22 protein-coding genes are annotated in these 25,075 nt (G+C 42.2%); 8 read left to right on the top strand and 14 right to left on the bottom strand.

The features are described 5' to 3' along the window. Nucleotides 1-24 precede the first annotated feature (24 nt). The 6 genes from COR50_RS15685 to COR50_RS15660 all read right to left on the bottom strand — a co-directional run bounded on the left by COR50_RS15685 (nt 25) and on the right by COR50_RS15660 (nt 6,771). Entirely contained in the window at nt 25-918 is an 894-nt protein-coding gene (locus COR50_RS15685; protein ID WP_098194856.1) for a hypothetical protein, read from the bottom strand. A 92-nt stretch (nt 919-1,010) separates the two neighbouring features. After that, nucleotides 1,011-1,742, bottom strand: coding sequence for a subclass B1 metallo-beta-lactamase (bla, locus tag COR50_RS15680; RefSeq protein WP_098194855.1), 732 nt, complete (start codon nt 1,740-1,742; stop codon nt 1,011-1,013). 11 nt (nt 1,743-1,753) lie between these two features. Continuing rightward, nucleotides 1,754-2,722, bottom strand: a complete 969-nt coding sequence (locus tag COR50_RS15675; protein WP_232516191.1) for a sulfite exporter TauE/SafE family protein — start codon at nt 2,720-2,722, stop codon at nt 1,754-1,756. 922 nt (nt 2,723-3,644) lie between these two features. Continuing rightward, nucleotides 3,645-4,934 carry a radical SAM protein gene (locus COR50_RS15670; protein ID WP_232516190.1) on the bottom strand — a complete coding sequence of 430 codons (1,290 nt, stop codon included), beginning with the start codon at nt 4,932-4,934 and terminating at the stop codon, nt 3,645-3,647. A 45-nt stretch (nt 4,935-4,979) separates the two neighbouring features. Further along, entirely contained in the window at nt 4,980-5,567 is a 588-nt protein-coding gene (locus COR50_RS15665) for a hypothetical protein (RefSeq protein WP_098194854.1), read from the bottom strand. Between the two features lie 70 nt (nt 5,568-5,637). After that, nucleotides 5,638-6,771 (bottom strand): agmatinase family protein, encoded by a 1,134-nt coding sequence (locus COR50_RS15660; RefSeq protein ID WP_232516189.1) that lies wholly within the window; start codon nt 6,769-6,771, stop codon nt 5,638-5,640. A 65-nt stretch (nt 6,772-6,836) separates the two neighbouring features. Here COR50_RS15660 and COR50_RS15655 point away from each other — a divergent pair, with 65 nt between their 5' ends. From COR50_RS15655 to COR50_RS15635, 4 genes are all read left to right on the top strand, one after another. Further along, entirely contained in the window at nt 6,837-7,235 is a 399-nt protein-coding gene (locus COR50_RS15655; protein ID WP_098194853.1) for a cytochrome c maturation protein CcmE domain-containing protein, read from the top strand. 152 nt (nt 7,236-7,387) lie between these two features. Continuing rightward, complete coding sequence (ccsA, locus tag COR50_RS15650) at nt 7,388-9,832, top strand: cytochrome c biogenesis protein CcsA (RefSeq protein ID WP_232516188.1); 2,445 nt, start codon at nt 7,388-7,390, stop codon at nt 9,830-9,832. Nucleotides 9,833-10,739: 907 nt separating this feature from the next. Then, complete coding sequence (locus tag COR50_RS15640) at nt 10,740-11,756, top strand: alpha/beta hydrolase (RefSeq protein WP_098194851.1); 1,017 nt, start codon at nt 10,740-10,742, stop codon at nt 11,754-11,756. Nucleotides 11,757-11,873: 117 nt separating this feature from the next. Beyond that, nucleotides 11,874-12,446, top strand: a complete 573-nt coding sequence (locus tag COR50_RS15635) for a DUF4294 domain-containing protein (RefSeq protein WP_232516186.1) — start codon at nt 11,874-11,876, stop codon at nt 12,444-12,446. A gap of 101 nt (nt 12,447-12,547) precedes the next feature. Here the strand turns inward: COR50_RS15635 and COR50_RS15630 are convergent, their stop codons facing one another. From COR50_RS15630 to COR50_RS15615, 4 genes are all read right to left on the bottom strand, one after another. Continuing rightward, complete coding sequence (locus tag COR50_RS15630; RefSeq protein WP_098194849.1) at nt 12,548-13,057, bottom strand: hypothetical protein; 510 nt, start codon at nt 13,055-13,057, stop codon at nt 12,548-12,550. Between the two features lies 1 nt (nt 13,058). Continuing rightward, nucleotides 13,059-13,769, bottom strand: a complete 711-nt coding sequence (locus COR50_RS15625) for a dioxygenase family protein (RefSeq protein ID WP_098194848.1) — start codon at nt 13,767-13,769, stop codon at nt 13,059-13,061. A gap of 117 nt (nt 13,770-13,886) precedes the next feature. Then, nucleotides 13,887-14,579 carry a LytR/AlgR family response regulator transcription factor gene (locus COR50_RS15620; protein ID WP_098194847.1) on the bottom strand — a complete coding sequence of 231 codons (693 nt, stop codon included), beginning with the start codon at nt 14,577-14,579 and terminating at the stop codon, nt 13,887-13,889. Continuing rightward, on the bottom strand, nt 14,576-15,652 hold the full coding sequence (locus COR50_RS15615) for a sensor histidine kinase (RefSeq protein WP_098194846.1): 1,077 nt from the start codon (nt 15,650-15,652) through the stop codon (nt 14,576-14,578). Before COR50_RS15615 ends, COR50_RS15620 begins: the two co-directional genes overlap by 4 nt. A 233-nt stretch (nt 15,653-15,885) precedes the next feature. Between COR50_RS15615 and bshB1 the strand changes: the two genes are divergently transcribed. Then, on the top strand, nt 15,886-16,614 hold the full coding sequence (gene bshB1 / locus COR50_RS15610; RefSeq protein WP_098194845.1) for a bacillithiol biosynthesis deacetylase BshB1: 729 nt from the start codon (nt 15,886-15,888) through the stop codon (nt 16,612-16,614). 82 nt (nt 16,615-16,696) lie between these two features. Here the strand turns inward: bshB1 and COR50_RS15605 are convergent, their stop codons facing one another. Continuing rightward, a complete protein-coding gene (locus COR50_RS15605; protein ID WP_098194844.1) occupies nt 16,697-18,382 on the bottom strand; it encodes a S8 family peptidase in 1,686 nt (561 codons plus the stop codon). Between the two features lie 330 nt (nt 18,383-18,712). Here COR50_RS15605 and COR50_RS15600 point away from each other — a divergent pair, with 330 nt between their 5' ends. After that, on the top strand, nt 18,713-19,375 hold the full coding sequence (locus COR50_RS15600; RefSeq protein WP_098194843.1) for a hypothetical protein: 663 nt from the start codon (nt 18,713-18,715) through the stop codon (nt 19,373-19,375). A gap of 727 nt (nt 19,376-20,102) precedes the next feature. On the opposite strand, the gene amaB is transcribed toward COR50_RS15600, so the two are convergent. Continuing rightward, nucleotides 20,103-21,629 (bottom strand): L-piperidine-6-carboxylate dehydrogenase, encoded by a 1,527-nt coding sequence (amaB, locus tag COR50_RS15595; RefSeq protein ID WP_098194842.1) that lies wholly within the window; start codon nt 21,627-21,629, stop codon nt 20,103-20,105. A 141-nt stretch (nt 21,630-21,770) separates the two neighbouring features. Between amaB and COR50_RS22480 the strand changes: the two genes are divergently transcribed. Both COR50_RS22480 and COR50_RS22475 read left to right on the top strand, forming a co-directional pair. After that, nucleotides 21,771-22,331: a YeeE/YedE family protein gene (locus COR50_RS22480; protein ID WP_198405669.1), complete on the top strand. Its 561-nt coding sequence runs from the start codon at nt 21,771-21,773 to the stop codon at nt 22,329-22,331. Nucleotides 22,332-22,334: 3 nt separating this feature from the next. Then, nucleotides 22,335-22,745 (top strand): DUF6691 family protein, encoded by a 411-nt coding sequence (locus tag COR50_RS22475; RefSeq protein ID WP_198405668.1) that lies wholly within the window; start codon nt 22,335-22,337, stop codon nt 22,743-22,745. A gap of 701 nt (nt 22,746-23,446) precedes the next feature. Here the strand turns inward: COR50_RS22475 and COR50_RS15580 are convergent. Continuing rightward, entirely contained in the window at nt 23,447-24,307 is an 861-nt protein-coding gene (locus tag COR50_RS15580; protein ID WP_232516366.1) for an IS3 family transposase, read from the bottom strand. Continuing rightward, nucleotides 24,304-24,621, bottom strand: a complete 318-nt coding sequence (locus COR50_RS15575) for a transposase (protein ID WP_098194840.1) — start codon at nt 24,619-24,621, stop codon at nt 24,304-24,306. The genes COR50_RS15580 and COR50_RS15575 overlap by 4 nt, the downstream gene beginning before the upstream one ends. Between the last annotated feature and the right edge of the window lie 454 nt (nt 24,622-25,075).

Here is a 25,075-nt window from a genome sequence, read left to right as displayed (position 1 = left end):
AAGAAATTATTACACGATTATTTATCAGCCGCCGGTTTTAAAGTATACTTTCACGGTGCCAAATTGTTCTGCGGGAGCAGATGGACTGGCATCATATTTTACTTGCAAAGCTGATTTGCGGGCTTCTTCAATAGCCGCTTGTGAGGTGATCGTGGTACCGCTTAATATAGGAACGGCGCTTACCACGTTACCGTTTCGATCTACTTTAATATTTAGAGCCACGTAACCGGTTTCAGGACCGTTATATACATTGCTGGGCGCCTTGAGTAATTTTCTGCCTGATAATCTAAAATCGGACTTACCTCCACCGAGACCGCCGTTGCCTTCATAACCCTTGGCATTAGGATCGCCGTTGGCCTTACCTTGATCCCCTGGTTTACCGGTAACACCTTCGCCGGTAGAATTGTTACTTCCTTCGGCGCCGTTACCGCTATTACCGGAACTGTTTCCTCCTTTGTAAGTATATAGCCCTTTGGCTTTGGGCTCCACTTTTTTAGGGGCGGGCACTTCTTTTTTTTCGGTAGGTTTTGCTTTTGCTTTATCTTCCTTTTTATCTAGCGTTTTATCGAACTTTTTAGGTACGTTCGTTTTTTTCTCGGGTTGATGAATCACCGGTGCATCTTCTTCATCTGAAGTAGCAAGGGACTCAGTTGGCGCATCGGCCTTAGCAGGGGTAGCAACAGGTGGTGCCGCGGCCACTTCTTCAGCGGCAGCGGGAGGGTTCGGGTTCAATGGTTGCATTTCTCCCATACCGTCATCACTCGTACCCAGGTTCACTTCCATCCCTAGATCCATATTCGGTGGCGGGGGTGGAATTTTAAAACTGACAGCAATAAACGTGATCAATAACAAGGCATGTATCACGATCGTGATACTTAATGCTTTGAATTTATCTTGTTTGTTTTCTACTGCAGCCATGTGATTATTTTAATGATATCCTTTCAAAGTTAATAAATTTCATCCAGGACACCATATTTACTACAAGAACGGTGCCGCAAGCGAATTTATTGCTACTTTTTTTGCTGGTGCTGGTCGATCAAGTACACCGTATGATTCAATGCTGTAGGACTTGTACCGCCATCATGACCGGGTATTAAGAAGTACATATTTTTAAATTTCTTCTTTACCCTGCGGATACTTTCTTTCCATTCAGAAATATGAGCTTCACCGGTATAACCGAGCCCATCCGCTTCAATACTTTTCACGAAGCACCCGCCGAAAAGTGTTCTAGCCTCGTCTACATACACAACTATATTATCCGCAGTATGCCCAGCGCCGGGGTAGAACGTTTTGAACGTAAATTCCCCGATCTTAAAAGTTGTATCTTTTGAAAACCTATAATTAGCGGCAGGTTTGCCAAACTTGATGCAAGCTTCGTAAGTCTGCTGTGAAGAATATGTCTTGATCCCTTTTGATGCATAATAGTTAAACCCGGCCGTGCAATCGTCGTGGTAATGCGTGGCGATACAGTAAGTCGCCCTTTGTTGGTGTTTCATCCAAATACTATCCAGTAAAGGTTGAAACTGCGTGGTATCCCATGGCGTATCTAATAAAACAGCGCCCAGGCTAGTCACAACATACATACCATTCGAGGAAACTTGCGCCCCTTCATATTCATGAAAAGTCGTGTATTCGAAAACGTTAGGGATAATTTGTTTGATAATTAATTTATCATGTTTTTGTGCTGCCGCATGTTGAGATACGAACAAAATCATCAAGCAAATCCTACAAATATGTTTCATACAAGTTTATTTCAATGATGTAAAATAAATATATCGTAAGCAAAACGGAGAATCGTTGCACATACTATTGCTAAAAAGAAATACCGCACCAAATGATTACCTTTCCTAATGGCTAATTTAGCGCCTAAGAAACCGCCGCAAAAATTACAAATAGCCATCGGGAATGTTATTTTCCATATGATCAAGCCTTGACTACCAAAATAGATAATTGAGGCCATATTCGTAAATAAATTAATCGCCTTGGCATGGGCGCTGGCAGGAAGAAATCCCATGCCGAGTAAACTGATCGCTATCAATATTAAAAAGCTCCCTGTACCGGGACCGAAAAAACCATCATAAAAACCTATGATGGCAGCCCAAACAAAAGCCCAGGAATATTTTCTTGGTGTGATGGCCGTTTCGGTAGTAGCCGTACCGAAATTTTTATTGATGAAAGTGTAGATGGCAATCAAAATCATCAATACTAATAATATCGGACGAAGCCATTCCTTTGGAAAATTACTTACGGAAGAGGAACCGAAATAAGCAGCGGCAAAAGCTATCGGACACATACCTGCCAATAGCTTCCATTTCATTTTAATTTTCCTGCTATATTGTACCGTTGCATTTAATGTTCCGGAAAAAGACGGGATTTTCGTGGTACCTAGCAACATGGGAACCGGAAAAGCCGGGAACAATACCAAGATCGCAGGCGTTTGAATCAAGCCGCCACCGCCAACGATGGCATCCACGAAACCCGCCGTGAATGCAAAAATGCAAACCAAGATAACATCCCAAAATTCTATTCCCATTATTATTACGCGTTGCGCAAATGTAATATATAGTTCTGAAAGCGGTAGCGACTTATCCGGAATGAAGACGATTGCGATGAAGTTGTTTGTTTCTTTATCTAAAAAACATAGCTGCTGGTTCGGTCTAACAAGCCATAGGTGCTGGAAACCTGGGAGCATTTTGGGAATGCTTTCCCCCATGTCCAACATACCTGCTGGTTTGAGCTATGCATTATTGAAATGCTTTTTCCCAATGCCGCAACATACTTGCTGTTTTCAAAGATAAATTTTAAAAAACCAATACCCAAAATAACTGCTGCTTCGAGCTTCCAAGCTCGGACCCACGCCCAGCTCAGGACATTTAAAATTGTATCGAAAACGAAAAAATACGTACGCTTTGCAGCATACACGGCCATTTGATAGATTCTTAATGCGGCCGTACACGATGTGCTTCATGTTGAACCTTTTCCCAAAAAGAAGTCCGAGCATGGAAGCTCGAACTAGCGAAGGATCCAGCATATTTCCAAGATAAATTTTAAAAGGTAGCAGTTCCAGCCCAATACCCAAAAATAACTGCTGGTTCGAGCTTCCAAGCTCGGACCCACGCCCAGTTCAGGACATTTAAAATTGTATCGAAAACGAAAAAACATACTCCTTGCGGCATACACGGCCATTTGATAGATTCTTAATGCTGCCGTACACGATATGCTTCCGGTTGAGCGTTTTCCCTAAAGGAAGTCCGAGCTTGGAAGCTCGAACTAGCGATGGATACAGCATATTTCTTTATCCTAAAAAAACATAGTTGCTGCTTCGAGCTTCAAACCTCGGACCCACGCCCAGTTCAGGACATTTAAAATTGTATCGAAAACGAAAAAATACGTACGCTTTGCAGCATACACGGCCATTTGATAGATTCTTAATGCTGCCGTACACGATGTGCTTCTGGTAGAACCTTTCCCCAAAAGGAAGTCCGAGCATGGAAGCTCGAACTAGCGAAGTATCCAGCGTATTTCAAGATAAAATTTAAAGGCTCAAATACGAACAACCAAGTTTAGAATACTTATGGCCAGGAAGCGGATCAGCAACATTTTCCCGGCATCATTAGCGGGCAACAATCAAGGATAATGTATCATTAAGAATGCGCAAAATCCATATCATAATTACCCTTGATCCTTTCCATCGGGGGATTATAATAACCGAATTTTAGATGTGGAAATTCTTCACGGATCAAGTCAATAAGTTGTTTCACACCGATGATTTCACCCGATTCCACAATTCCCATCCTACCTAAATACCAATCGGGATCGATATTGAAATTACGCCATTGAATCATATCGAGGTTGGTTTCCCTGATCAACTTTCTCAGCGATTCATACTCGGCTTCGCAATCGGTGATTCCCGGGAATACGAAATAGTTGATAGAAGTCCAACCACCGAACTCTTTCACCACCTTGATACTTTCCACGATATCTTCAAAAACATAATTATTAGGACGGTAATAAGGTGTGTATATTTCTGAACGGGTAGAGTTCGTACTTACGCGGATGCTATTCAAGCCAACTTTACATAATTCACGTACCGCGTTCGGCTTACTACCGTTCGTATTAATATTGATGCTTCCTTTAGCCGTATGTTTTCTTATCTCGATAATAGATTCCCTGATCGTTTCCCACATCAACAGCGGTTCCCCTTCACACCCTTGACCGAAACTAACGATCGGGTAGGGCGCTGTTTCCAGGTGCGGAACGGTATACTCCACGATCTCGGCAGCCGTCGGCTTAAAGGTCAGTCGCTCCTGGTTCGATACGATAGTTTCCTCTTCCGGTTGGAAGGAAATACATCCAACGCAGTTTGCATTACAGGCAGGAGAAGAAGGAATTGGGCATTCCCAACGCCCCATGAAATAGTTCCTCGCGGCAGGACAGTGATATGTAAGGGCACAATTATCCGCCAAATGCTGCACCAAGCGGTTATGCGGATAGGCAGCCATTAGGTTTTTAACGCCGGCTTTCACCTTGCTATCATCGAAACCGGCGCATTCTTGCCTGATATCCCTTTCAATCCTGGTAGCGGGAACGTAAAATTTTCCGTCGTGCCAACCTACAGCTGTATAACAGAATAGAGGTAATGTTGGAGCATCCGGCATTGTTTCGTAAGCCGCCAAGAAATGGCCCGTGTGGGCGGGAGGGATAAAGGCGGCCACGGCCCAACCTTTCTCGCACAAACCCAGTTCGCCCGTTTCTACGTCGATCCCAATTCCGCGCCTGCCGGGTAATTCATATAAAGAACCACCATCAGGCAATTCAATCCATTCATCGCCCGGGATTTCGAAGGCATCCCAACCACTTCTGCCGGTAACGAACATTTCAGGATCTTCGAAAATATTTCCTTTGCCGTCTGAGTATAATAATAATGGTTTCAAAATTCAAATTTTATTGAGTGGAATAGCTTACTGCCAATGTAAGCATTAAACGAGCCTGCCCCTGCAATAATCATTAATTGCAGTCATTTTTTCCTGGTCGATATCTTGCAATACTTCCAATTGCAACACCTTGTTATTCTTAAAGTCGATCGTAAATACATCGTCCCTCAAAATTACGTTATTCAAATCTTTCCAGCTAATTGACTTGGTTGAGAACAGGGTAGGTAGTATGATGCACTGGTTCGTTAGCTCCATAAAAGCGGGTTGAAACATTTTGTATTCTGCATAAGTTGTATATGCCAGTGTCAGCGCCATGATGATTTGGAACAAAGCAACGAAAGGTTGTATATGCGATAAAAAAAATAACGCGCTAATCATCAATACCAATACTTGTAAACACCTCATCAAGGTATTGGCCGAGGAAACATTTTTTAATTTTCGCATGATAAACGGAAATACGAGGCTACCGATTCCCAGCAATAAATAAAATGCAGCCAACAAGAAGTTCGGCTTAGGTAGCTTGTAAGCGCCCATCACGTTGAACAGGAAAAGAATACCGGCCATGCCGTGCATCACGGGTTGTAGCTTAAGCCTGGTCATCGCGTTCGGGTGTAATATCTTGAGCTTAAACATTGATATTTCAGTTAAAACAAAGCGGGAGCTGCATTATTGGCGGCTCCCGTTACAATAAGTTGAATTATATTTAAGAATTACTCTTTATTAAATAATTACATAGTTTGAATAACACCCGGGCGCCGACATTTGCATCCCATTCATCATGTCCCGAACTCACTTCATTCAAATCGAAACCGATCAACTTGCGGCCACTCTCCAGTACTTTCTTGAATAGGTAATTCACCTGTTCCGTTTCGAAGCCCCCGGCAACAGGGGTACCTGTATGCGGGCATAATTTTGGATCCAGGCCATCTATATCGAAGCTGATATATACTTGCTGCGGTAACGTATTCACGATATCATCGCAAATAGATTTCCACGTTTCACCTTCATACAGCCTTTCCTTGATGTCTTTATCGTAGAATGCCAGGACTTTACCATTACTATCGCGGATATAATCCACCTCTTCACCGCAATAATCGCGGATACCTACTTGTACCAATTTCTTTAATTGGGGCACTTCTTTCAGCGCGTTGTACATGATCGAAGCATGGGAGTAGGTAAAACCTTCGTAACGCTCCCTCAAGTCGCAATGCGCATCTATTTGCAGGATTCCGAAATCACCTTTTATTTCACCGATGGCTTTATAAAAGCCTAACGGCGTGCTATGGTCGCCGCCGATTAAACCTACCAATTTACCACTTTCCAGCAATTCCTTCGTTTGCGCGTATACCCATTCGATCATTTTCTTGGAACCGTCGTTAACATCCTCAAGGGAACGGCTCAGAAATTCATTTTCGCTGATATTACCACCTTCCATCAAGAAGCGGATATATAGTTCAGCCTCTTTGCGCAGGTAATCGCTACGGAGTAAGATGTTTCTGTCCGGCTCCCTCATGAAGAAACCCTGTTTCCAACCATCCTGCACTTCGGGATCATAAAGATCTACCTGGAACGATGCTTTGAAAATATGTTCCGGACCACGTGCGGTTCCATTATTGTAAGAAACGGTTACTTCCCAGGGAACAGGTAAAAGCACTAATTTCGCTTCCTCTTCGGTAAATGGCAAACCAAATATGTTGTTTGACAAGAGTCCTACCGAGTTGGGATCGAATTGAGATAAATCTGCCATCTTTTTAAAAACATTTCGTAATTCCGCGCAAAGGTACTTTAATTGATTGAAATCTAAGCGCATTTCGGCTAGTGAAAAAGTTTGATTCATGAGATAAGTCATAATTTAACAACTTTTATTTGGTAAATTTGCCATCTTAGATCAATTGGTGTAAGATGAAAAAAACGAATATTGTTCTTTTGGTGGTGATAGCTGTCTGCGTGGCTATCGTTTCCATGATGGTAGGTGATTTCAGCACCTATGAAACTTTTGCGACCTCCAGGTCCAAGCCTGGTAAGGAAATCCATGTTATCGGCGCATTGGATACTACCAAGAATATGGAGTATGATCCCATGGTAGATGCCAACCTTTTCAGCTTTTATATGAAAGATAAGTCCGGTGAAATTCGCAAGGTGGTATTCACTGGAACGAAACCTACCGATTTTGAAAAATCCACGGAATTAGTGCTAACCGGTATGATGGAAGGGAATGTGTTCAGATGCAACAAAATCTTGATGAAATGTCCTTCCAAGTACAAGGAAGACCAGGAAGTTATCGGGGTAAAGAGAACATAGCTAGCGCCCCGGTACCGTTTTACTGAAATTTCCCAGCGGGGAATGGATGGCAATTCCCGGTATAATTAACCTTGATACAAAATAGTATATATCACGTTATGATGCCATAAGAGGAACGATTTGCTTATTGAATTACATTATTTTTTAAGGACTTGGAACATATTAAATACCTAAACGAGCATTTATTGCCCGGCCAGATTGGACATTTTTGCGCGGTGCTCGCCTTCGTAGCATCCATCGTGGCCACCGTAGCCTATGCCTTTGCCACCATGGTAAAGGAAGAAACCGTGAAGAAAAGTTGGGCAAGAATTGGCCGTATTTCCTTTCTCATCCAAGCAGCGTCCGTGTTTACCATCATGGGGCTGCTGTATTACATGATTAATCATCACTTATTTGAATATAAATACGTTTGGGCGCACTCTTCCAAGGCGCTCGATATGAAGTATTTATTGAGTTGTATGTGGGAGGGCCAGGAAGGCAGCTTCATGCTGTGGAGTACTTGGCACAGCGTATTGGGCATCATCCTGATGTTCCGCGCCAAATCTTGGGAATCCCCGGTAATGGCCGTGATATCGTTTGCCCAAATTTTTGTCGGCAGCATGGTTTTGGGTATCTATTTCTTCGATTACCGTCTCGGCAGCGGCTTGTTCGTGTTGATGCGCAACGAGATGGAAGCGCCCATTTTCACGAATCCTAATTATCTGACGCAATTAACCGATGGTAAAGGCTTAAATGAATTATTACAGAATTACTGGATGGTAATCCACCCACCCGTATTATTCCTGGGTTTTGCTTCCACCATCGTGCCTTTTGCCTACGGCATCGCCGGATTATGGACAAAAAGGTACACGGAATGGGTAAAACCTGTATTACCTTGGGCTTTATTTTCCGCGGGTATCCTGGGATTAGGGATCATGATGGGAGCAGCCTGGGCTTACGAATCATTAACATTCGGTGGATATTGGGCCTGGGATCCGGTGGAAAACTCCTCACTGGTGCCGTGGCTGACCTTGGTAGCGGGCATCCACACATTATTAGCATATAAAAGTACCGGGTATTCACTGAAGATTTCTTATTTCTTCGTGTTTATCACTTTCACTTTAGTATTATACTCATCATTTTTAACCAAGAGTGGCGTATTAGGTCAGACTTCTGTGCATTCTTTTACGGATCTTGGCATGAACGGCCAATTACTGGTATTCATGTTCATCTTCGCGATCCCGGCATTTGCTTGGTTAATCATGAAGCGCAAACAAATACCTGCACCGGCGCGTGAAGAAAGTACTTATTCCCGGGAATTCTGGATGTTTGTCGGATCATTAATTTTATTGATTGCCGGTATCCAGATATCTTTTACAACTTCCATCCCGGTTTGGAGTAAATTGCCCGGGTTGGAAAATATGGCCCCGCCCACTGAACCGGTTTTCTTTTATAACCAGATTCAAATTTGGGTAGCGATCGTAATCGGCCTGTTGACAGCGGTGGTGCAGTACCTGAAATTTAAAAACACTTCTAAGCAACATTTTATAAAGGGCATCCTTCGGCCGACTATCATTGCGATCGCCGTAACCATCTTAATTGCTATCATTGGCAAAATCAATTATAGTCAATACGGTGGAGGCTATCTCTTTGCAATATACCTGATGCTATTTGCCAGTGTTTACGCGGTAGTAGCCAACTTCAATTACCTGTTTAAAGGAAAATTCAGAACCTCCGGGGCCTCCGTTGCCCACGTAGGTTTCGGGTTGATCCTTTTAGGCGTGTTGATTTCTTCCACGAAAAAGTCAGTTTTATCCCAAGATAAGATGGGGACTTTGGATGGCTTTTTTACAAAAGAAAGTAAAGAAAACCCAAGGGAGAACCTATTTTTACCAAAAGGGATGCCGGTGCGTATGGGAGATTATTTCGTCACTTACAAAGGTGACTCAACAGCCCCGCGCGATCCGAAAACCTATTTTATTGTTGAATACGAACGCAAGGACGATCCCAGCGGACCGGCAAAGGAAAAGTTTACACTTTACCCTGATGCATTCTTAAATATTAAAGGGCAAGAAGGAATTACACCGAACCCGGCTTCCAAGCACTATTGGTATAAAGATATCTTTACTTATGTTACAGGCTTACCGAAGAAAGGCGCCCAGGCGGATTCAATCCAATACAAACAAAATATAGTGGCCACCGGGGATACTATCTACTTCTCGAAAGGTTACATGATCTTGGAATCATTAAACAGCCAACCTTCCAACCCTAATTTTAAAGCGGCAGATAGCGTTATCGCCCTGGAAGCCACTTTGAGGGTTAAATCATTGGATGGCGGGGAAAATGTATTACATCCCGTTTATATCCTGAAAGGGGAGGCATACGAGTATAATTTGCCAGATACCTTATCACAATTCTCATTAGCAGCCCGCTTTAGCAAGGTACTTCCAGATGAGAAAAAGGTGCAGATCGATATTAAAGAATCCGCAAGTGTTACGGATTACGTAGTATTAAAAGCTTATGAATTCCCTATGATCAATGTATTGTGGATCGGTATTATTATCATGACTATAGGATTTTTTATGAGTGTTGGCCAAAGAAAACGTGAAGTAAAATAAAGTTGTTATTTGAATAGATCCTGATCCGCTGTAACCTTGTTGTTGCAGCGGATTTTTTTTCGCAACATTTATTGGCGAGAGACATTCCCGTAAAGAACGTTGTCTTCCGGTTTGTGTCTTCCTGTAATGGTTTGTCAATCAATTTCTTCAGGACGGGTACATTTTTCCTCCTACACAAAAAAACAATCATTGTTGTCTGGCTAAACTTGCTTTAAATTTACTTGAATTCCTTACCTGGTCAAGGATATAGGCGAAGGATGATCTATTTAGCCCCGCCAACAAAACCGTGGAACTTCGCACTGTTAATCGCGAAGCCATACAGAGTAGTACTAAAGCTGGATCGAGCGATCAAATTAGCGGCCGTGATGGTCAATATGTGCCCTTTTCTTAATATTTATGACAATGTACCTGGGGAAAATAGGTCTGCTTACCCACTTCTGAAGCCCTATAGGGTACTTGCGAAGTGGGTAGGGGTACTTCAGAACTCCGGTTTCGGGATTATTTTTAGATACTCACCTACCCGGCAAGTGGTAGGGGGTACCTCCGAAGTGGGTATCCAACAGGGGAAAATCTAAAAAATGACCTTTTTCATACTATATAGGGTGGTTTTAATGACAAAATTGGGCAAGGAGTCCCTTGTACCCACTTATTTTATCCGAAATTGGAGTTCAAAGAACATCGATTGGAGTTCCGAAGTGGTATAGGGTACTTACGAAGTGGGTAGGGGTACCTAAAAGGTGGGTAGGGGTACTTAAGAAGCGGACAAAACCTTTAAATTATTATTTATCACTATATTACATAATTGATTGAATAACTGATGATTTACTGTTACATAATCACAAAAATTACAGATTTTTAATAAAAAACTAGCTTTTAATATTTATTTTTACTGTAAACCTGCTATATAATGCTAAAAAGAATATTAAGTGCCCTATTATTAGTGATTTTCATACTTGGCATTATTTACTTTATCGGTCCCAAACCTGCTACACCACATTTGAATGGCTCATTACCTGAATTGCCGAATAGCGCGGACAGTATTGAACAATTCGTATCGCAACACGAGGCGGCTTATAAGATTAAGCAGGATAATGAAGCCAGGATCGTTTGGCAGGACAGTACCCATCAAAAAACTCCTTATAGCATTGTATACCTCCATGGTTTTTCTGCATCTCAAAAAGAGGGCGATCCCGTGCATAGGTACCTGGCCCAAAAATATGGTTGTAATTTATACTTATCCCGATTGAATGAACATGGTTTGCAAGGGGAAGAATCTTTATTAAATATGACCGCCGACGGTTTATGGGAAGATGCTAAAACGGCTTTAGCCATCGGTAAAAGGTTGGGAGATAAAGTAATCTTGGTTAGCACCTCCACCGGGGGAACATTAGCCCTGTTACTGGCGGCGCGTTTCCCGAAGGATGTTTACGCCCTGGTAAATATGTCACCCAACATCGCGATTAACCAGCCTATGGTAGAATTAGCGGATAATCACTGGGGATTGATTTTAATACAAGCCGTTAAACGTAGTAAATACAATGAGAATAATCCCGTTGATCCATTACAAGCGCAATATTGGCAAACCAAGTACCGGTTGGAAGCAGTTACCGAACTTGAGAGTTTGGTGGAAAACAGCATGACCGACAAAACATTCCAAGCCATACACCAACCTTGTTTAAGCTTATACTATTATAAAAATGAGCAGGAGCAAGATCCTACCGTGAAAGTTTCCGCCATCATTGAAATGAACCGCAAATTGGCTACCCCGGACAGCTTAAAAGCCGCCGTGCCGATACCGGGAGCAGGTTCCCATGTGATGGGCTGCTCGTATACGTCTAAAGACATCCCGGCAGTGGAACATACGATTGATAGCTTTATGATTCATACCTTAAAATTTCACCCGTTGCCAAAGCCGGGTAGCTGAAATATTCAATTTATTAGCTAACTTGGGGAAAATACATCAGCCTTTCGATTGAAACGTATATAGTAATAGCACCCAGTGGAAAGCATGCATCGCCTTGCACAAATATTATCTCTTGTTATGCTTGGTTTTTTAATGCCAAGACCTGGCCAAGCACAGCAAAAAAGCCATGATACGATACCTGTAAAATTCGTTTTAGCAGGGGCGGATACTATTCCTTCCATCACCTTATCTATTTATGAAGTTTACGGTAAATTACCCCGGAAATTCAGGAAAAAACGGGAACGCTGGACACGTTTAAGAAACGCTGTCTACGTAACTTACCCGTATGCCGTAGCTGCGAGCCGCGTGTTGAAAGATGTGAATGCTGAACTGAACCAAATACCTACTAAAAAAGCAAGGAAAGCCTACCTAGATACGAAAGAGAAAGAGTTAAGAGCTGCTTTTGGAGATAAACTGGAAAGGCTATCCGTGTACCAAGGAAAAGTTTTAATGAAATTAATCCACAGGGAAACCGGGGAAAACTGCTACGAGATTATCAAGGAATTAAAAGGAGGATTTAATGCCCGTGTTTTTCAGACGGTGGCTTTCTTTTTCGGGGGAAACCTCAAGAGTGAGTTTAATGCCGAGGACGATAAAGATATCGAGATGATTGTACAGGAAATCAGGTTGTACAATCATTTTTATAATTAATTAGTTATTTCACAAGTCGGTAAATAGCAAAACCGGGCCCTGCGCGACCCGGTTTACTTTTTTTACACACCCAGGGTAAACCTATCGGTCACCTGAAATCTTTATAGTTTTTGATAACTAGTAATTGAAATATTAGGATGGGTTGCCACCATGAACGTTGGGATAGGCTCCCCGGTACTCTTAGGTATCCCGGTACTTAGCCACCATCGATCAGCCTGCATTCCCAATAAGCACAAAGATGGTGTAGAATAGATGATCGCCATCTTAAAACTCTGCAAGTTGTTTATTTCTGCCGACAAAATCTCGATTTGATACTTCGAAAAGGGTAACATCACCTCGTTCATTAGATCCATTGCAATTGGAATATTATCACCCAAGGATTTAATATGTAGCCCGATAGCATATGCTGTTTTATACGGCACATGAAATGCTGCTTTTTCAGAAGCTCTTTTTATCGCGTCCCAAGTCTGAAGTACATTACCCGGATTGTAAGCCTGTACTTGCAGCCTCCATTCCCTGTAGGCATCTTCCCAACACGAACGCTCAAATTCCCCGGAGGAAGCATGATCAATAATTTGTTTGACTTTTAATTGCACGGCTACTGGTTCCATATTAACTCGCGATATAAATAGTATGAGTAAGGTCGTAACCGCCATTACTGTTAGCCACGACGGTTGCCAATTCATTATCGAGACTATCAGCGATAATGTTATCCGTTGAATTTTTCATGCTATTTTGACCATGTGTTTTATATAATTCGGTATTGTATACAGCGGTATTTATATCTTCCGGAAAAGCAACCTGGGTGGTCAATTTTAAAATATCATTGACATAAATCTGTGCATGGATATGCGTAACCCTTCCCTGGTACCAGCCCGGGTAAATAGATAGGAATTTGGCGACACCGCTTTCATCGGTATATTGTATACCGCGGCAAAATACTTCAGCGGTATTATCCCGTGTTCCGAGATAGCCTTGGTTCGTATAGCCGCTATAATATCCATCTTTATCGCAATGCCATATATCAACCCTTGCATTGCTGATCACATTGCAGTTATCCTTGACATTCCTGATCGTGATAGCTATATCAAGGGCAATACCTTCTTTACCATCTGCTATATCAACCCTTTGAATAGAAGAACCGCGGCTGTTGTATAAGGGGTAAGGTCCATCGGTTTCCGTATCAGTTACCGTACAAGATCCGTCGGAAGAAGTGTCATCAACATTACTGGTAATTGCACTACTTTTCTTACAGGCTTCAATAATAGGTAAGGCAACAGTAAGGCTCATCAAGCCTTTTTTTAGAAAATCTTTTCTTTCCATATTGCTTCCGTTTTAATTGTCAATCGTAGACAGATTTGAATGTTAAAACAAAAATGGAATTTCTAATAATAGGGAGCAATTTTAATCGGCGGATCGGTTATTTTCAGCGGTAAAAATTCAATTTTTGAATAATTGATAAAAAGATCCCTCGTAGTTTCCGCCCAGCGGCACTTCTTTGCCAGGCAGGAATATCGTTTTATTTCTTACATGGTCTATCTTATCAAGGTTAACAATATAAGAACGGTGTACCCTGCAAAATTTCGAGGGCGGCAATTTTTCTAAAACGGCTTTCATAGTCCATCTACAAATGATCGGTTTATCAGCCGCCGTATAAATCCTTATATAATCATCCCAACTTTCAATAAAACGAATTTCCTTTAACGGGATCTTTTGTAAGCTGTAATCGAGCCTTACCAACAAATCTTCCATTTCATTTTCTTGGCCGCGTTTCAGCAGAAATTGTTGTTTTACTTTATTTACTGCCTGTTCAAACCTCTCGAATGTAAATGGCTTTAACAAGTAATCGACCGCATCTAAATCGAAACCTTCAACAGCATATTCACTGTAAGCAGTAGTAAATACAACCATGTACTTGCCAGGTTCCAGCGATTTATAAAATTCGGTACCCAGCAGTGAAGGCATATTAATATCCAGGAAAATGAGTTGCACCGCGTTCTCATCCAGAAACAGGGTAGCCTTGGCGGTTGATTGAAAAGTGGCCAACAATGCAGGCTCTCCTAAAGCTTTGCAAAATGCTTCGATGATTTGCAGCGAAGGCAACTCATCATCTATGGCGATGGCGCGTATCATGATAAATCCATTTTTAAATCTATGGCATAATATTTTTCACGATCCTCGATCTGTAAGTTGTAAGCGCCGGGATAAATAATATCCAAGCGCTGTTTCGTATTCGAGATACCCAGCCCGATCTTATCTTCATCCATTAAGCTAACATGTACTTTATTATTGTAAACGTGGAAATGCAATTGATCGCCGGTAATATTTACCCTGGCATTTACCAGGCTGTCTTCTTCGGCATTCACGCCGTGTTTGAAGGCATTTTCAACGAATGGTATCAGCAGGAGTGGCGCAATTTTTTTACCCTTAGTATCACCGCTCACTTCCAGGGATGTAAGGATAGATTTGCCGAAACGCAACCCTTGTAATTCAAAATAATTCCTGATATATTCAAGTTCCTTTTCCAAGGGTACAAAATCGTTGCCGGCTTCGCTGGTTACATAACGCATCATCGCGGCCAACTTCACAACTGCTATAGGTGCTTGGTCTGACTTTGCCAAGGCCAATGCATAAATGCTATTAAGGCTGTTAAATAAAAAATGCGGGTTTATTTGTGCTTTTAAATAAGACACTTCCGAACGTAAACGCTCTTTTTCACTTTCTTTCCAGCGGTTACTGATTTTAAGAATCAAGGAGAATAATACCACTACCAAGAAAATAAACAAGTGCCGACCGATTCCCATAAGTATAGAGGGGCTGCGCTGTTTGTGTCCGAAGCGGGGAAAATCATTGTTCCCAGGTGGTATTGTTCGATCATTTCGCTGTTCAATACGAACTTTGAAACGGGAAGGGCCCTGTTGACGAAATGCTACTAGTGGAGCCAAGCAAATAACGGCAAAACAGGCTGCTACAACCAATGAAAAAACCAGGAACCGCCTACGGAAATACAGCTTCGGTATAAAAATGAAATAGTTGAGGTAAAAGAAAACGATCATGCAAGCGTAAGCAACGAAGTCCCGGAGCCGCATAGGTTGCGTAAACAGATCATTCAGCGATACGGGTTCGGGGCTGAACAAGATGGGCAAGCATAAAAAGGTAATGCAGCCCAAAATATGTAACAATACAATCCATGTACGTCTCGGCATGCCAATAAATTTGCTCAATAACCAGTTTTTAGTACTCTATTATACAAATGAGCCATAATTTAGTTAATAATAAAGCAAAAAATCGGTGAATGCGCTAAATTTCACGGTAAATCAACATAATACATCTGTCACGGAAACGTATGAAATTATAGCAATATGGTCCTGGTAAAGCGATCATTTTCAGAAAACCGATAACTTTGCCCCGGAATTAGCTTTAACATTAGCATTAGAACATGAAATTAGATATACTGGCCATCGCGGCACACCCGGATGACGTAGAACTAGCATGCGCAGGAACCTTGATGGCGCATGCTGCCCAAGGATTAAAAGTAGGTATCGTGGATCTTACCCGCGGGGAGCTGGGCACACGCGGTACGCCTGAAGGTAGATTACAGGAAGCTCAAGATGCCGCCAAGATCCTAGGCGTTGAAGTGAGGGAAAACCTCGGCCTTAAAGACGGCTTCTTTCAAAACCGTGAGGAAGAGCAATTAGCTGTGATCAGGGCGATACGGAAATATAAACCTGAAATCGTATTGGCCAATGCCGTACATGACCGTCATCCCGACCATGGAAGGGGGGCACAATTAATCACGGATAGCTGTTTTTATGCCGGCTTGAGAAAAATAGTAACGGAAGTTGACGGGGTTCCACAGGAAGCCTGGAGACCCAAGCAGGTATACCATTTCATCCAAGATCGGTACATTGAGCCTGATTTCGTAGTGGATATCAGTCCATATATCGAGAAAAAAATGGAGGCGATCAAGGCTTTTAAATCACAGTTTTTAGCAGCCAAAGATCATGAACCCCAAACCTATATTTCATCTGAAGGCTTCTTCGACAGCGTGATTTACCGGGCCAAGATGATGGGTAAAATGGTAGGGGTAGCTTATGCCGAAGGCTATACGACGGCGAAAAAATTAGGCGTAAGAAACCTGATGGACTTAATACATAAAACCACCTGATTGACACATACATATAGTATAAAACGAAAAATGGGAAATTGATTGCTCAACTTCCCATTTTTAATTATTCAATGAATTTATATTAACCTCTTTTGATCGGTTTCATTTTAGCTTTTTGTTTATGGTTTTCGCCCTTGATAGTGGCCGCTAATTTCAAAGCTTCATAAACATTTACTAATCCACCGGTTTTACTCAATTCGGTAAAAGCAATCTTTTCATTACGATCACCCGGCAAATTCACTTCGGTCGTACCATCCGGCAAAGCCGTAGCAGATTTTTCGAGGATGTATTTCAACTGTGTAGCAGATAAGTCGGGGTAATATGACAACACCAACGCAGCAACACCCGCAACAACCGGGGAAGCCATACTTGTTCCACTCGCGCTTCCGTATTTGTTACCCCCGGGGATAGTAGAATATATTTGTACACCCGGCGCGAATAAATCCACGTTTTTCTTACCGTAGTTCGAGAAAGGCGCAACTTTCGTATCTCCGCGACCGTTACCCATAGCTCCAACGGTAATTACATTTTTTGCAACTGTACCGTCGTTGAAATTAGGAGTAGGGAAATTATTAACCGAATCGATGTCCTCACCATCATTGCCCGCGGCATGAATCAATAATACACCTTTTTCTTCAGCGTATTTAATGGCATCATCTACCCATTGTTTTTGAGGGGAAAAGCCTTTACCGAAGCTCATGTTGATAATCTGCGCACCGTTATCTACCGCGTAGCGGATACCAAGGGCAACATCTTTATCACGTTCATCGCCTTCTGGAACTACTTTCACGGCCATGATACGAACATTATCGGCCACACCGTCCATACCGAGGTTGTTATTCCTAATAGCGCCTATGATACCAGCCACGTGCGTTCCATGGAATGCGAATTGGCCGGTTATATCGTTGTTGCCGTAGAAGCGGTCGTTGATGTCATTGAGGTCATCGCCAACTATTTTGGCACGCATATCTTCCGGTTCACCATTGGCATTTTCCACTTTACGTTTCAGGTCCGCTATATACTCGGTTAATTCATTTTTAAGCGTAGAATATTTAACATCCTGCTCACCGGTGCTTTCCATGATTCTCATCACGAGACCGCGGGCAGCCAACACATCTTCATCCAAGCTGCTGATGCTATCCAGGTCAGTCATCGTAAAATCCTCTTTATGCAAGGAACTGGTAAGGATATTTTCAGCTTTATCCATATTTTCCTTAACCCTCAACATGGTGCGGTAGGTTACCTTGTTTTGAGCAGCAGGGCGTTCGATTTTATTCTTAAGGGACTCCCAATAGGCTAACTCTTTTGGGTCGTTGGCCAACGCGGAATCCGGATCGATGTATTTTTTCTTCAACCTGTAATATTCACGGGAAGCCTCATCGGAATCCTCCTTAACGCTGGAGCCGTCTTTACCTCCTAGGAAATTCCAACCGTGGATATCATCCACGTAACCGTTTTTATCATCATCGATGCCGTTACCTGGGATTTCTTTCGGGTTAACCCATAGAATGGATTTTAAATCTTCATGGGTAGTGTCGATCCCGGAATCGATTACGGCCACGATAACGGGGGTACTTTTTTTATTTTTTAAAAGCTCCTGGTAAGCCTTTTCAGCCCCGACACCGAAAACGCTATCCTTTTCATAGCTTAATAATTGCCAGTTTTTTGGTACGGGAGCCGGTCTATATTGGGCCTCGGCCGAAAAAGAAAAAGCAGCTACCAACGCTACACCAGCCAATACTGCTTTAGATCTACTAAATAAATTCATGTTTAGAAAAAGTTTGCTCAAGGGCATTTAATCAATATAAATACCACAATTGGTTAAAGGTATGTAAAAAGAGTTTAGTTACACGTTGATTATTATATAATCGGTTGTTTGGGCCAAGCGAATGGGGGTAAGACAAGCGTAATTCTATGCGGGGAATAAAAGTTGTAAATAGTTAATTATTAATATGTTAGACTTTTTAAACTTCTTATCTCTGCATTGCGGGATACCGTTGAGAATGTATACTTTTAGATACCGGGCATTATAAAACTTTCTTATTTTTATACTAAATAGTAGCTGTAAAGCCATGATAATATTCAAAAAAACGATCCCGTGAAATACTTGCTTACATTATGCTGGTTGACATTTTTGAGTTCCGGTTGTTTAACGGGCAATAAGAAGGAAAACCACCCCAATATCGTTTCTCCTTCTGTTCCGATTAATAGTTTTCAACACGATACACTTCAACTACACGAAACTTTCAACAAAGAAGATCAGCCAATTAATGAATATTTAAGCCATGAATTAGAACCCATCTGGAAAAATTTCAAGCGGGTAAATTCTATTACCAAGTGGACAAGCATAGAATCCCGCGGGCTCGATACCTCGACCAGCAGGGGCGGGGCCAGGTACTATTTTTTGAACGGGCAATTGGAGAAAATTATAACTTATCATTTTAGTGAAACCTTTCAGCGGTTAGAAGAATACTACCTGTTAGATGATCAACTTTCATTTGTAATTGAGCGATCTTATACATACAATAGACCGGTGTATTATGATGCTAATTTAACCAACGTAGACAGTAACAGTCAATCACTTAATAATGATCATAGCGGGGTTGTTGAAGATAGGAGTTACTTCTTAAACGGCAAACTAATCCACCAAGTCAATAATGAAGATTGTGGTTCACCATTTACGGGTGATTATTTGCTAGGAGAACAAAAAAGAATTATGGCGACCTATGAAATGTTGGTGCAAACTTTAAAGCAACCATGAGGGGAAGCTAACTCCCTAAGTCCATGAATATTAATTACAACTATGTAATCCCATGTACATTTTTACAACATGATCGTTGTATTTATCAGCTAGAACAGAATACAGCGGGTTAATTAACAATTTCAATAGAATAAAAGGGGTATATCGCGTTGATTTCCAGAGATATAATTAAAGTTATGAAAGAATAACTGTGGATATTTTTTTCCTGCGACGTTCAGAAGCGTTTGATAATGAATATTATCTTACCCATTTTATAGATGAAAAATTATCTAGTCATCTTGAAAAAAATAAGCTGTTGAAAAATTACCCATATATGAGTATTGTTTAAAAGATTTATGCTAAAAAATAATTGAAAGGAAAATTTTTTTTAGTTTTTATAAACTTTTTAAATCCTAAAATCCAACGAGAAATTTGATGAGTGGTAAATGCTGTAAGGTCGCCACCAGGGGGAGAAATAGAAATATTTAGCTAAAATTTAACAAGAAAATTTTGGTTAAGAAAATGCTGTTGAAAGCAGCCATGAGAGGGTAGTAGCACAAAAGTATAATATGAAAATTCAGAAAAAAGTTTAATATTTATACCAGGGAGAATATAACACCGTTATATTTCTTTCTCATAAGCATGGTTTCCGTTTAACGAAAAGCGGGGTTTCCACCCCGCTATTTTCGTAAATCTGCTCAAACGGAAACCGCCGTACTTACCTACAACGGACACCTTGTATAATTTTCTATAAATCGAACTTAATGCCTTGTGCTAAAGGCAAATGAGTACTATAGTTAATAGTATTTGTTTGCCTGCGCATGTATGCCTTCCATGCATCGGATCCACTTTCGCGGCCCCCGCCGGTTTCTTTTTCTCCACCGAAAGCCCCGCCGATCTCAGCCCCTGAAGTACCGATATTGACATTGGCGATTCCACAGTCGCTACCGGCATTGGAAAGGAACTGCTCGGCTTCCCGCAAGTTAGTGGTCATGATAGCAGAGGACAGTCCTTGCGGAACTCCATTTTGCATGGCTATTGCTTCATCCAAAGTTTTATATTTCATCACGTATAAAATCGGTGCAAAAGTTTCGTGCTGAACGATTTTATAATGGTTTTCTACTTCCGCGATGCAAGGTTTCACATAGCATCCAGATTCGAATCCCGCGCCTTTTAAAACACCGCCTTCCACCAAGAATTTACCACCTTCAGCTTTACATTCTTCGATAGATGTAAGGTACGCTTTCACTGCATCCGTATCAATCAATGGACCTACATGGTTATTTTCGTCTAATGGATCACCGATTCGTAATTGTCCATAAGCATTGACCAGCTTGGACACGAAAGCATCGTATACATCTTCATGAATGATTAAGCGGCGGGTGGAAGTACAACGTTGCCCCGCGGTACCGACAGCACCAAATACGGCGCCGATTAATGACATATCCAAATCGGCATCGGGCGTAATGATTATGGCGTTGTTACCACCCAGTTCCAACAATGATTTCCCGAGCCTGGATGCTACGGTGGCAGCTACACTTTTACCCATCCTCGTAGAACCGGTGGCTGATACCAAGGGGATGCGCTTATCTTGGGCCATCCATTCACCTACATCGCGACCGCCTATTACCAAGCAGGAAACACCTTCGGGGATATCATTAGCTGCGAAGACTTCCGCTGTAATTTTTTGGCAGGCAATTGCAGTAAGCGGCGTTTTCTCTGATGGTTTCCAGATGCATACATTTCCGCATACCCAAGCCAGCATACTATTCCAGCTCCATACCGCTACCGGGAAATTAAAGGCCGAAATAATTCCCACGATGCCAAGGGGGTGCCATTGTTCGTACATTCTATGACCCGGCCTTTCCGAATGCATCGTCAAGCCGTGTAATTGGCGGGATAAACCCACGGCAAAATCGCAGATATCGATCATTTCCTGTACTTCACCGAAGCCTTCCTGCAAGCTTTTTCCCATTTCAAAGGAAACCAGCCTTCCGAGTGCTTCTTTATTTTTACGTAAAGATTCACCGATTTGTCGTACTATTTCACCGCGCCTTGGAGCCGGGATCGCCCTCCATTTAAGGTAAGCTGCTTGTGCAGATTCGATGGCAGCATCGTATGAAGCCCTGTCTGCACTTTGCACGCCGGCAATTAATTTCCCGTCTACCGGGGACATGGAGTCAATGGATTGACCTGTTGACTGTAACCAGCTAGAACCGGTTGACACACCGGCATGGGTTCCTGTTAATTGGAATTGTTGTAAGATGTTTTGCATGTTTTGATTCCTCTTCTTGTCAATAGATCATCAAAGCTACAATTTTTGAACGGGCCTGGTAAATTCAATTTTATCTGTCTGAACATATATATAAATCACTATGTTTATATAAATATTTACATACACATTTAATAAATTAATATGAATATCCTGAAGGAACCGTGGCCTTGGTATATTGCCGGCCCTTTAATTGGTTTAATAGTTCCGGCTTTGTTATTGGCGGGTAATAAAACATTCGGTATTTCCTCCGTCTTCCGGCATATGTGTGCGGCTTGCCTTCCCGCCGGGATAAAATTCTTCCAATATGACTGGAAATCGCAACGATGGAATATGCTTTTCGTGGCAGGCATCGTAATAGGTGCAGCCATAGCAACCCAGGTAGGAGATGTTTCGAGGGTGGATGTAAGCGCAGGCACATTAGCTTGGTTGCAGCGATACGGTATACAAGACAGTACAGGTTTACTACCGGGAGAAATATTTTCCTGGCAGCAGCTATTCAGTTGGCCGGGGCTCTTCTTTTTTGCAATAGGCGGTTTCCTGGTGGGTTTCGGTACACGTTACGCGGGTGGCTGTACCTCCGGGCATTCTATTATGGGTATCGCGAGTTTACAATGGCCCTCATTGGTAGCAACGATTTGCTTTATGGCAGGGGGATTTTTTACAGTGAATATCTTGATGCCTTTAATCCTTAAGATGATATAGCATATGAAATATATAAAGTTCTTGTTATTGGGCGTATTATTCGGCTTTGCCTTGGTAAAAAGTGAAGTCATGTCATGGTATAGGATACAGGAGATGTTCCGATTGGAGTCCTTCCATATGTATGGCATTATTGGCAGCGCTATTGTTGTAGGGATGTTTAGCATCTGGATCATTAAGAAATTAAAAATGAAATCCATTGAGGGGGAGTCTATTGTCATACCGAAAAAGGAATTTAGCAAAGGGAATGTTTACGGTGGTTTAATATTCGGATTGGGCTGGGGAATTACCGGCGCTTGCCCGGGACCGTTGTTCGCGCAGGTAGGCTCTGGCTATACCGTGGTTTTAGTAACCATCTTTTTCGCAACAATAGGAACCTGGGTATATGGTAAATGGAAGGAGCGGCTACCACATTAAAATGGCCGGTTCGGCTTTTGAATGCGGTGGCCAAATGTCCATTACCCTTGCTGGTTACAGCTTGGAAGTGACAGGTGTTCGAAACCAATGTTTGGGTTTTGAACGCTTTGTCAAACCACTCAAAACCCTTGCTGGTTACAGCTTGGAAGTGACAGGTGTTCGAAACCTAGGTCTGGTATTGAACACTTTCCCAAACCACTCAAAACCCTTGCTGGTCCGAGCTTGGAATTTACAGGTGTTCGAAACCTAGGTTCGGTTTTTGAACACTTTGTCAAACCACTCAAAACCCTTGCTGGTTCGAGCTTGGAATTGACAGGTATTCGAAACCTAGGTATGGTATTGAACACTTTGCCAAACCACTCAAAACCTTTGCTGGTTCGAGCTTGGAAGTGACAGGTGTTCGAAACCTAGGTTCGGTTTTTGAACACTTTGCCAAACCACTCAAAACCCTTGCTGGTTCGAGCTTCCAAGCTCGGACCTACGCACAATTAAGGACATTTACAATTGTACCAAAAACGAAAAAGCACGTACTTTTTGTACCATTCGCTGTTAATTGTTGTATTTCTTATGCTGCCGAACAGGATACCCTATCAGTAGCACGTAGCAACATGTGGGAGTCCGAGCTTGGAAGCTCGAACTAGCGGGGAGCGGGGGGCAGATTGTTTGGTTAATGGATTTGCAACAAAAAAATGGACAACTTATTAAGCTGCTTTTTTTAGAATAGATTTACTAAATTCTTCGGGTGGCAAATACCCTAATATTGAATGCCTTCGCTGCCTGTTATACCATATTTCGATGAACTCAAACAGCTCTTTTTTTGCGACTTCTACTGAATCATATACAGTATGGTGGCCGGTTTCTGATTTAAGTATCTTGAAGAAGTTCTCCATTACAGCATTATCCCAGCAGTTGCCCTTTCTACTCATACTCTGTTGTACAGAGTTGCCTTTTAGCAGATCTCTGAACTCCTCACTGGCATACTGTACACCTCTGTCTGAGTGAAAAACCATATTGGGTGCCACGGATCTATTTCTAATCGCCATATTCCAGGCAGCAACAGTAGTCTCCCTGGTTGTCATACCTGTACTCATGGACCATCCAACAATCCTTCTGTCAAACAGGTCCATGATGGCTGTTAAGTAAAGCCATCCGTTTTTTGTCCGGATGTAAGTCAGATCAGAAACCCATTTCTCTGATGGTGCCCTGGCAGTAAATTCTCTATTGAGGATATTGGCCGACACTTCCAGTTTATGGTTAGAATCTGTCGTGCATACTTTGAACTTGCCTGTAATAATACTGCGAAACCCTTTGTCCTTCATGATCCTGGCCACCCTGGGCCTGGAGGCATGCAGTCCCATAGACCTAAGTTCGGCAACTATTTTAGGGCTGCCGTATCTGCCTTTGCTTTTGTGGTAGATATCTTCAACTCCCTTGCAAAGCACTTGCCTGTACAGGGAAAGTTTTGATGGTTTTCTTATTGACCAGGCATAATAGCCACTACGGCTTACTTTGAACACCTTGCACATCTTCTCGACATCAAATTCTGCCTGATGGTCCTTTATGAACCTGAATATTTGTTGTCTTCCCTGGAGAAAATGCTCACTGCCTTTTTTAGTATCCGATTTTCCAATTCTGCTTCCTGGAGTGCTTTCTTCAGGGCCTGGATTTCCTTTTGCTCCAGTGTCAGATCCTGTTTTCCATTGCCAGGAAAACTACGGGTGTCATGTACACTGAACTCCCTGGTCCAGCGACGAAGCATTTCCGCAGCTATACCCAATTCTTTTGCAACAGTTACGGCTGGCTTGCCACTTCTGCGCAATTCTACTGCCATCAGTTTGAAGGATTTATCATAACTCCTTCTTTCTTTTTTACTCATTGTATTCAAAGTTAAGGAAAGAGCTTAACTATATGTCCACTCAAAGGTAGCAGTTCCAGTTAAAATGCAATGGCACATCTCGAAATGCAAGGTTGAGAACCCTTGCTGGTTCGAGCTTGGAATTGACAGGTGTTCGAAACCTAGGTCTGGTATTGAACACTTTCCCAAACCACTCAAAACCCTTGCTGGTTACAGCTTGGAAGTGACAGGTGTTCGAAACCTAGGTCTGGTATTGAACACTTTCCCAAACCACTCAAAACCCTTGCTGGTTCGAGCTTCCAAGCTCGGACCTACGCACAATTAAGGACATTTACAATTGTACCAAAAACGAAAAAGCACGTACTTTTTGTACCATTCGCTGTTAATTGTTGTATTTCTTATGCTGCCGAACAGGATACCCTATCAGTAGCACGTAGCAACATATGGGAGTCCGAGCTTGGAAGCTCGAACTAGC

The sequence above is a fragment of the Chitinophaga caeni genome, assembly GCF_002557795.1.
In the GTDB taxonomy this organism is placed as follows: Bacteria; Bacteroidota; Bacteroidia; order Chitinophagales; family Chitinophagaceae; genus Chitinophaga; species Chitinophaga caeni.
Note: the sequence above shows the minus strand (reverse complement) of the source record. Positions and strands in the feature narration are given on the sequence as shown.

What these genes read in the sequence shown, in the direction of transcription:
- COR50_RS15685 (WP_098194856.1), bottom strand. Translation starts at nt 918, where the DNA reads ATGGCTGCAGTAGAAAACAAACAAGATAAATTCAAAGCATTAAGTATC.
- bla (WP_098194855.1), bottom strand. Translation starts at nt 1,742, where the DNA reads ATGAAACATATTTGTAGGATTTGCTTGATGATTTTGTTCGTATCTCAA.
- COR50_RS15675 (WP_232516191.1), bottom strand. Translation starts at nt 2,722, where the DNA reads ATGTTGGACATGGGGGAAAGCATTCCCAAAATGCTCCCAGGTTTCCAG.
- COR50_RS15665 (WP_098194854.1), bottom strand. Translation starts at nt 5,567, where the DNA reads ATGTTTAAGCTCAAGATATTACACCCGAACGCGATGACCAGGCTTAAG.
- COR50_RS15660 (WP_232516189.1), bottom strand. Translation starts at nt 6,771, where the DNA reads ATGAATCAAACTTTTTCACTAGCCGAAATGCGCTTAGATTTCAATCAA.
- COR50_RS15655 (WP_098194853.1), top strand. Translation starts at nt 6,837, where the DNA reads ATGAAAAAAACGAATATTGTTCTTTTGGTGGTGATAGCTGTCTGCGTG.
- COR50_RS15640 (WP_098194851.1), top strand. Translation starts at nt 10,740, where the DNA reads ATGCTAAAAAGAATATTAAGTGCCCTATTATTAGTGATTTTCATACTT.
- COR50_RS15635 (WP_232516186.1), top strand. Translation starts at nt 11,874, where the DNA reads ATGCTTGGTTTTTTAATGCCAAGACCTGGCCAAGCACAGCAAAAAAGC.
- COR50_RS15630 (WP_098194849.1), bottom strand. Translation starts at nt 13,057, where the DNA reads ATGGAACCAGTAGCCGTGCAATTAAAAGTCAAACAAATTATTGATCAT.
- COR50_RS15625 (WP_098194848.1), bottom strand. Translation starts at nt 13,769, where the DNA reads ATGGAAAGAAAAGATTTTCTAAAAAAAGGCTTGATGAGCCTTACTGTT.
- COR50_RS15620 (WP_098194847.1), bottom strand. Translation starts at nt 14,579, where the DNA reads ATGATACGCGCCATCGCCATAGATGATGAGTTGCCTTCGCTGCAAATC.
- COR50_RS15615 (WP_098194846.1), bottom strand. Translation starts at nt 15,652, where the DNA reads ATGCCGAGACGTACATGGATTGTATTGTTACATATTTTGGGCTGCATT.
- bshB1 (WP_098194845.1), top strand. Translation starts at nt 15,886, where the DNA reads ATGAAATTAGATATACTGGCCATCGCGGCACACCCGGATGACGTAGAA.
- COR50_RS15605 (WP_098194844.1), bottom strand. Translation starts at nt 18,382, where the DNA reads ATGAATTTATTTAGTAGATCTAAAGCAGTATTGGCTGGTGTAGCGTTG.
- amaB (WP_098194842.1), bottom strand. Translation starts at nt 21,629, where the DNA reads ATGCAAAACATCTTACAACAATTCCAATTAACAGGAACCCATGCCGGT.
- COR50_RS22480 (WP_198405669.1), top strand. Translation starts at nt 21,771, where the DNA reads ATGAATATCCTGAAGGAACCGTGGCCTTGGTATATTGCCGGCCCTTTA.
- COR50_RS22475 (WP_198405668.1), top strand. Translation starts at nt 22,335, where the DNA reads ATGAAATATATAAAGTTCTTGTTATTGGGCGTATTATTCGGCTTTGCC.
- COR50_RS15575 (WP_098194840.1), bottom strand. Translation starts at nt 24,621, where the DNA reads ATGAGTAAAAAAGAAAGAAGGAGTTATGATAAATCCTTCAAACTGATG.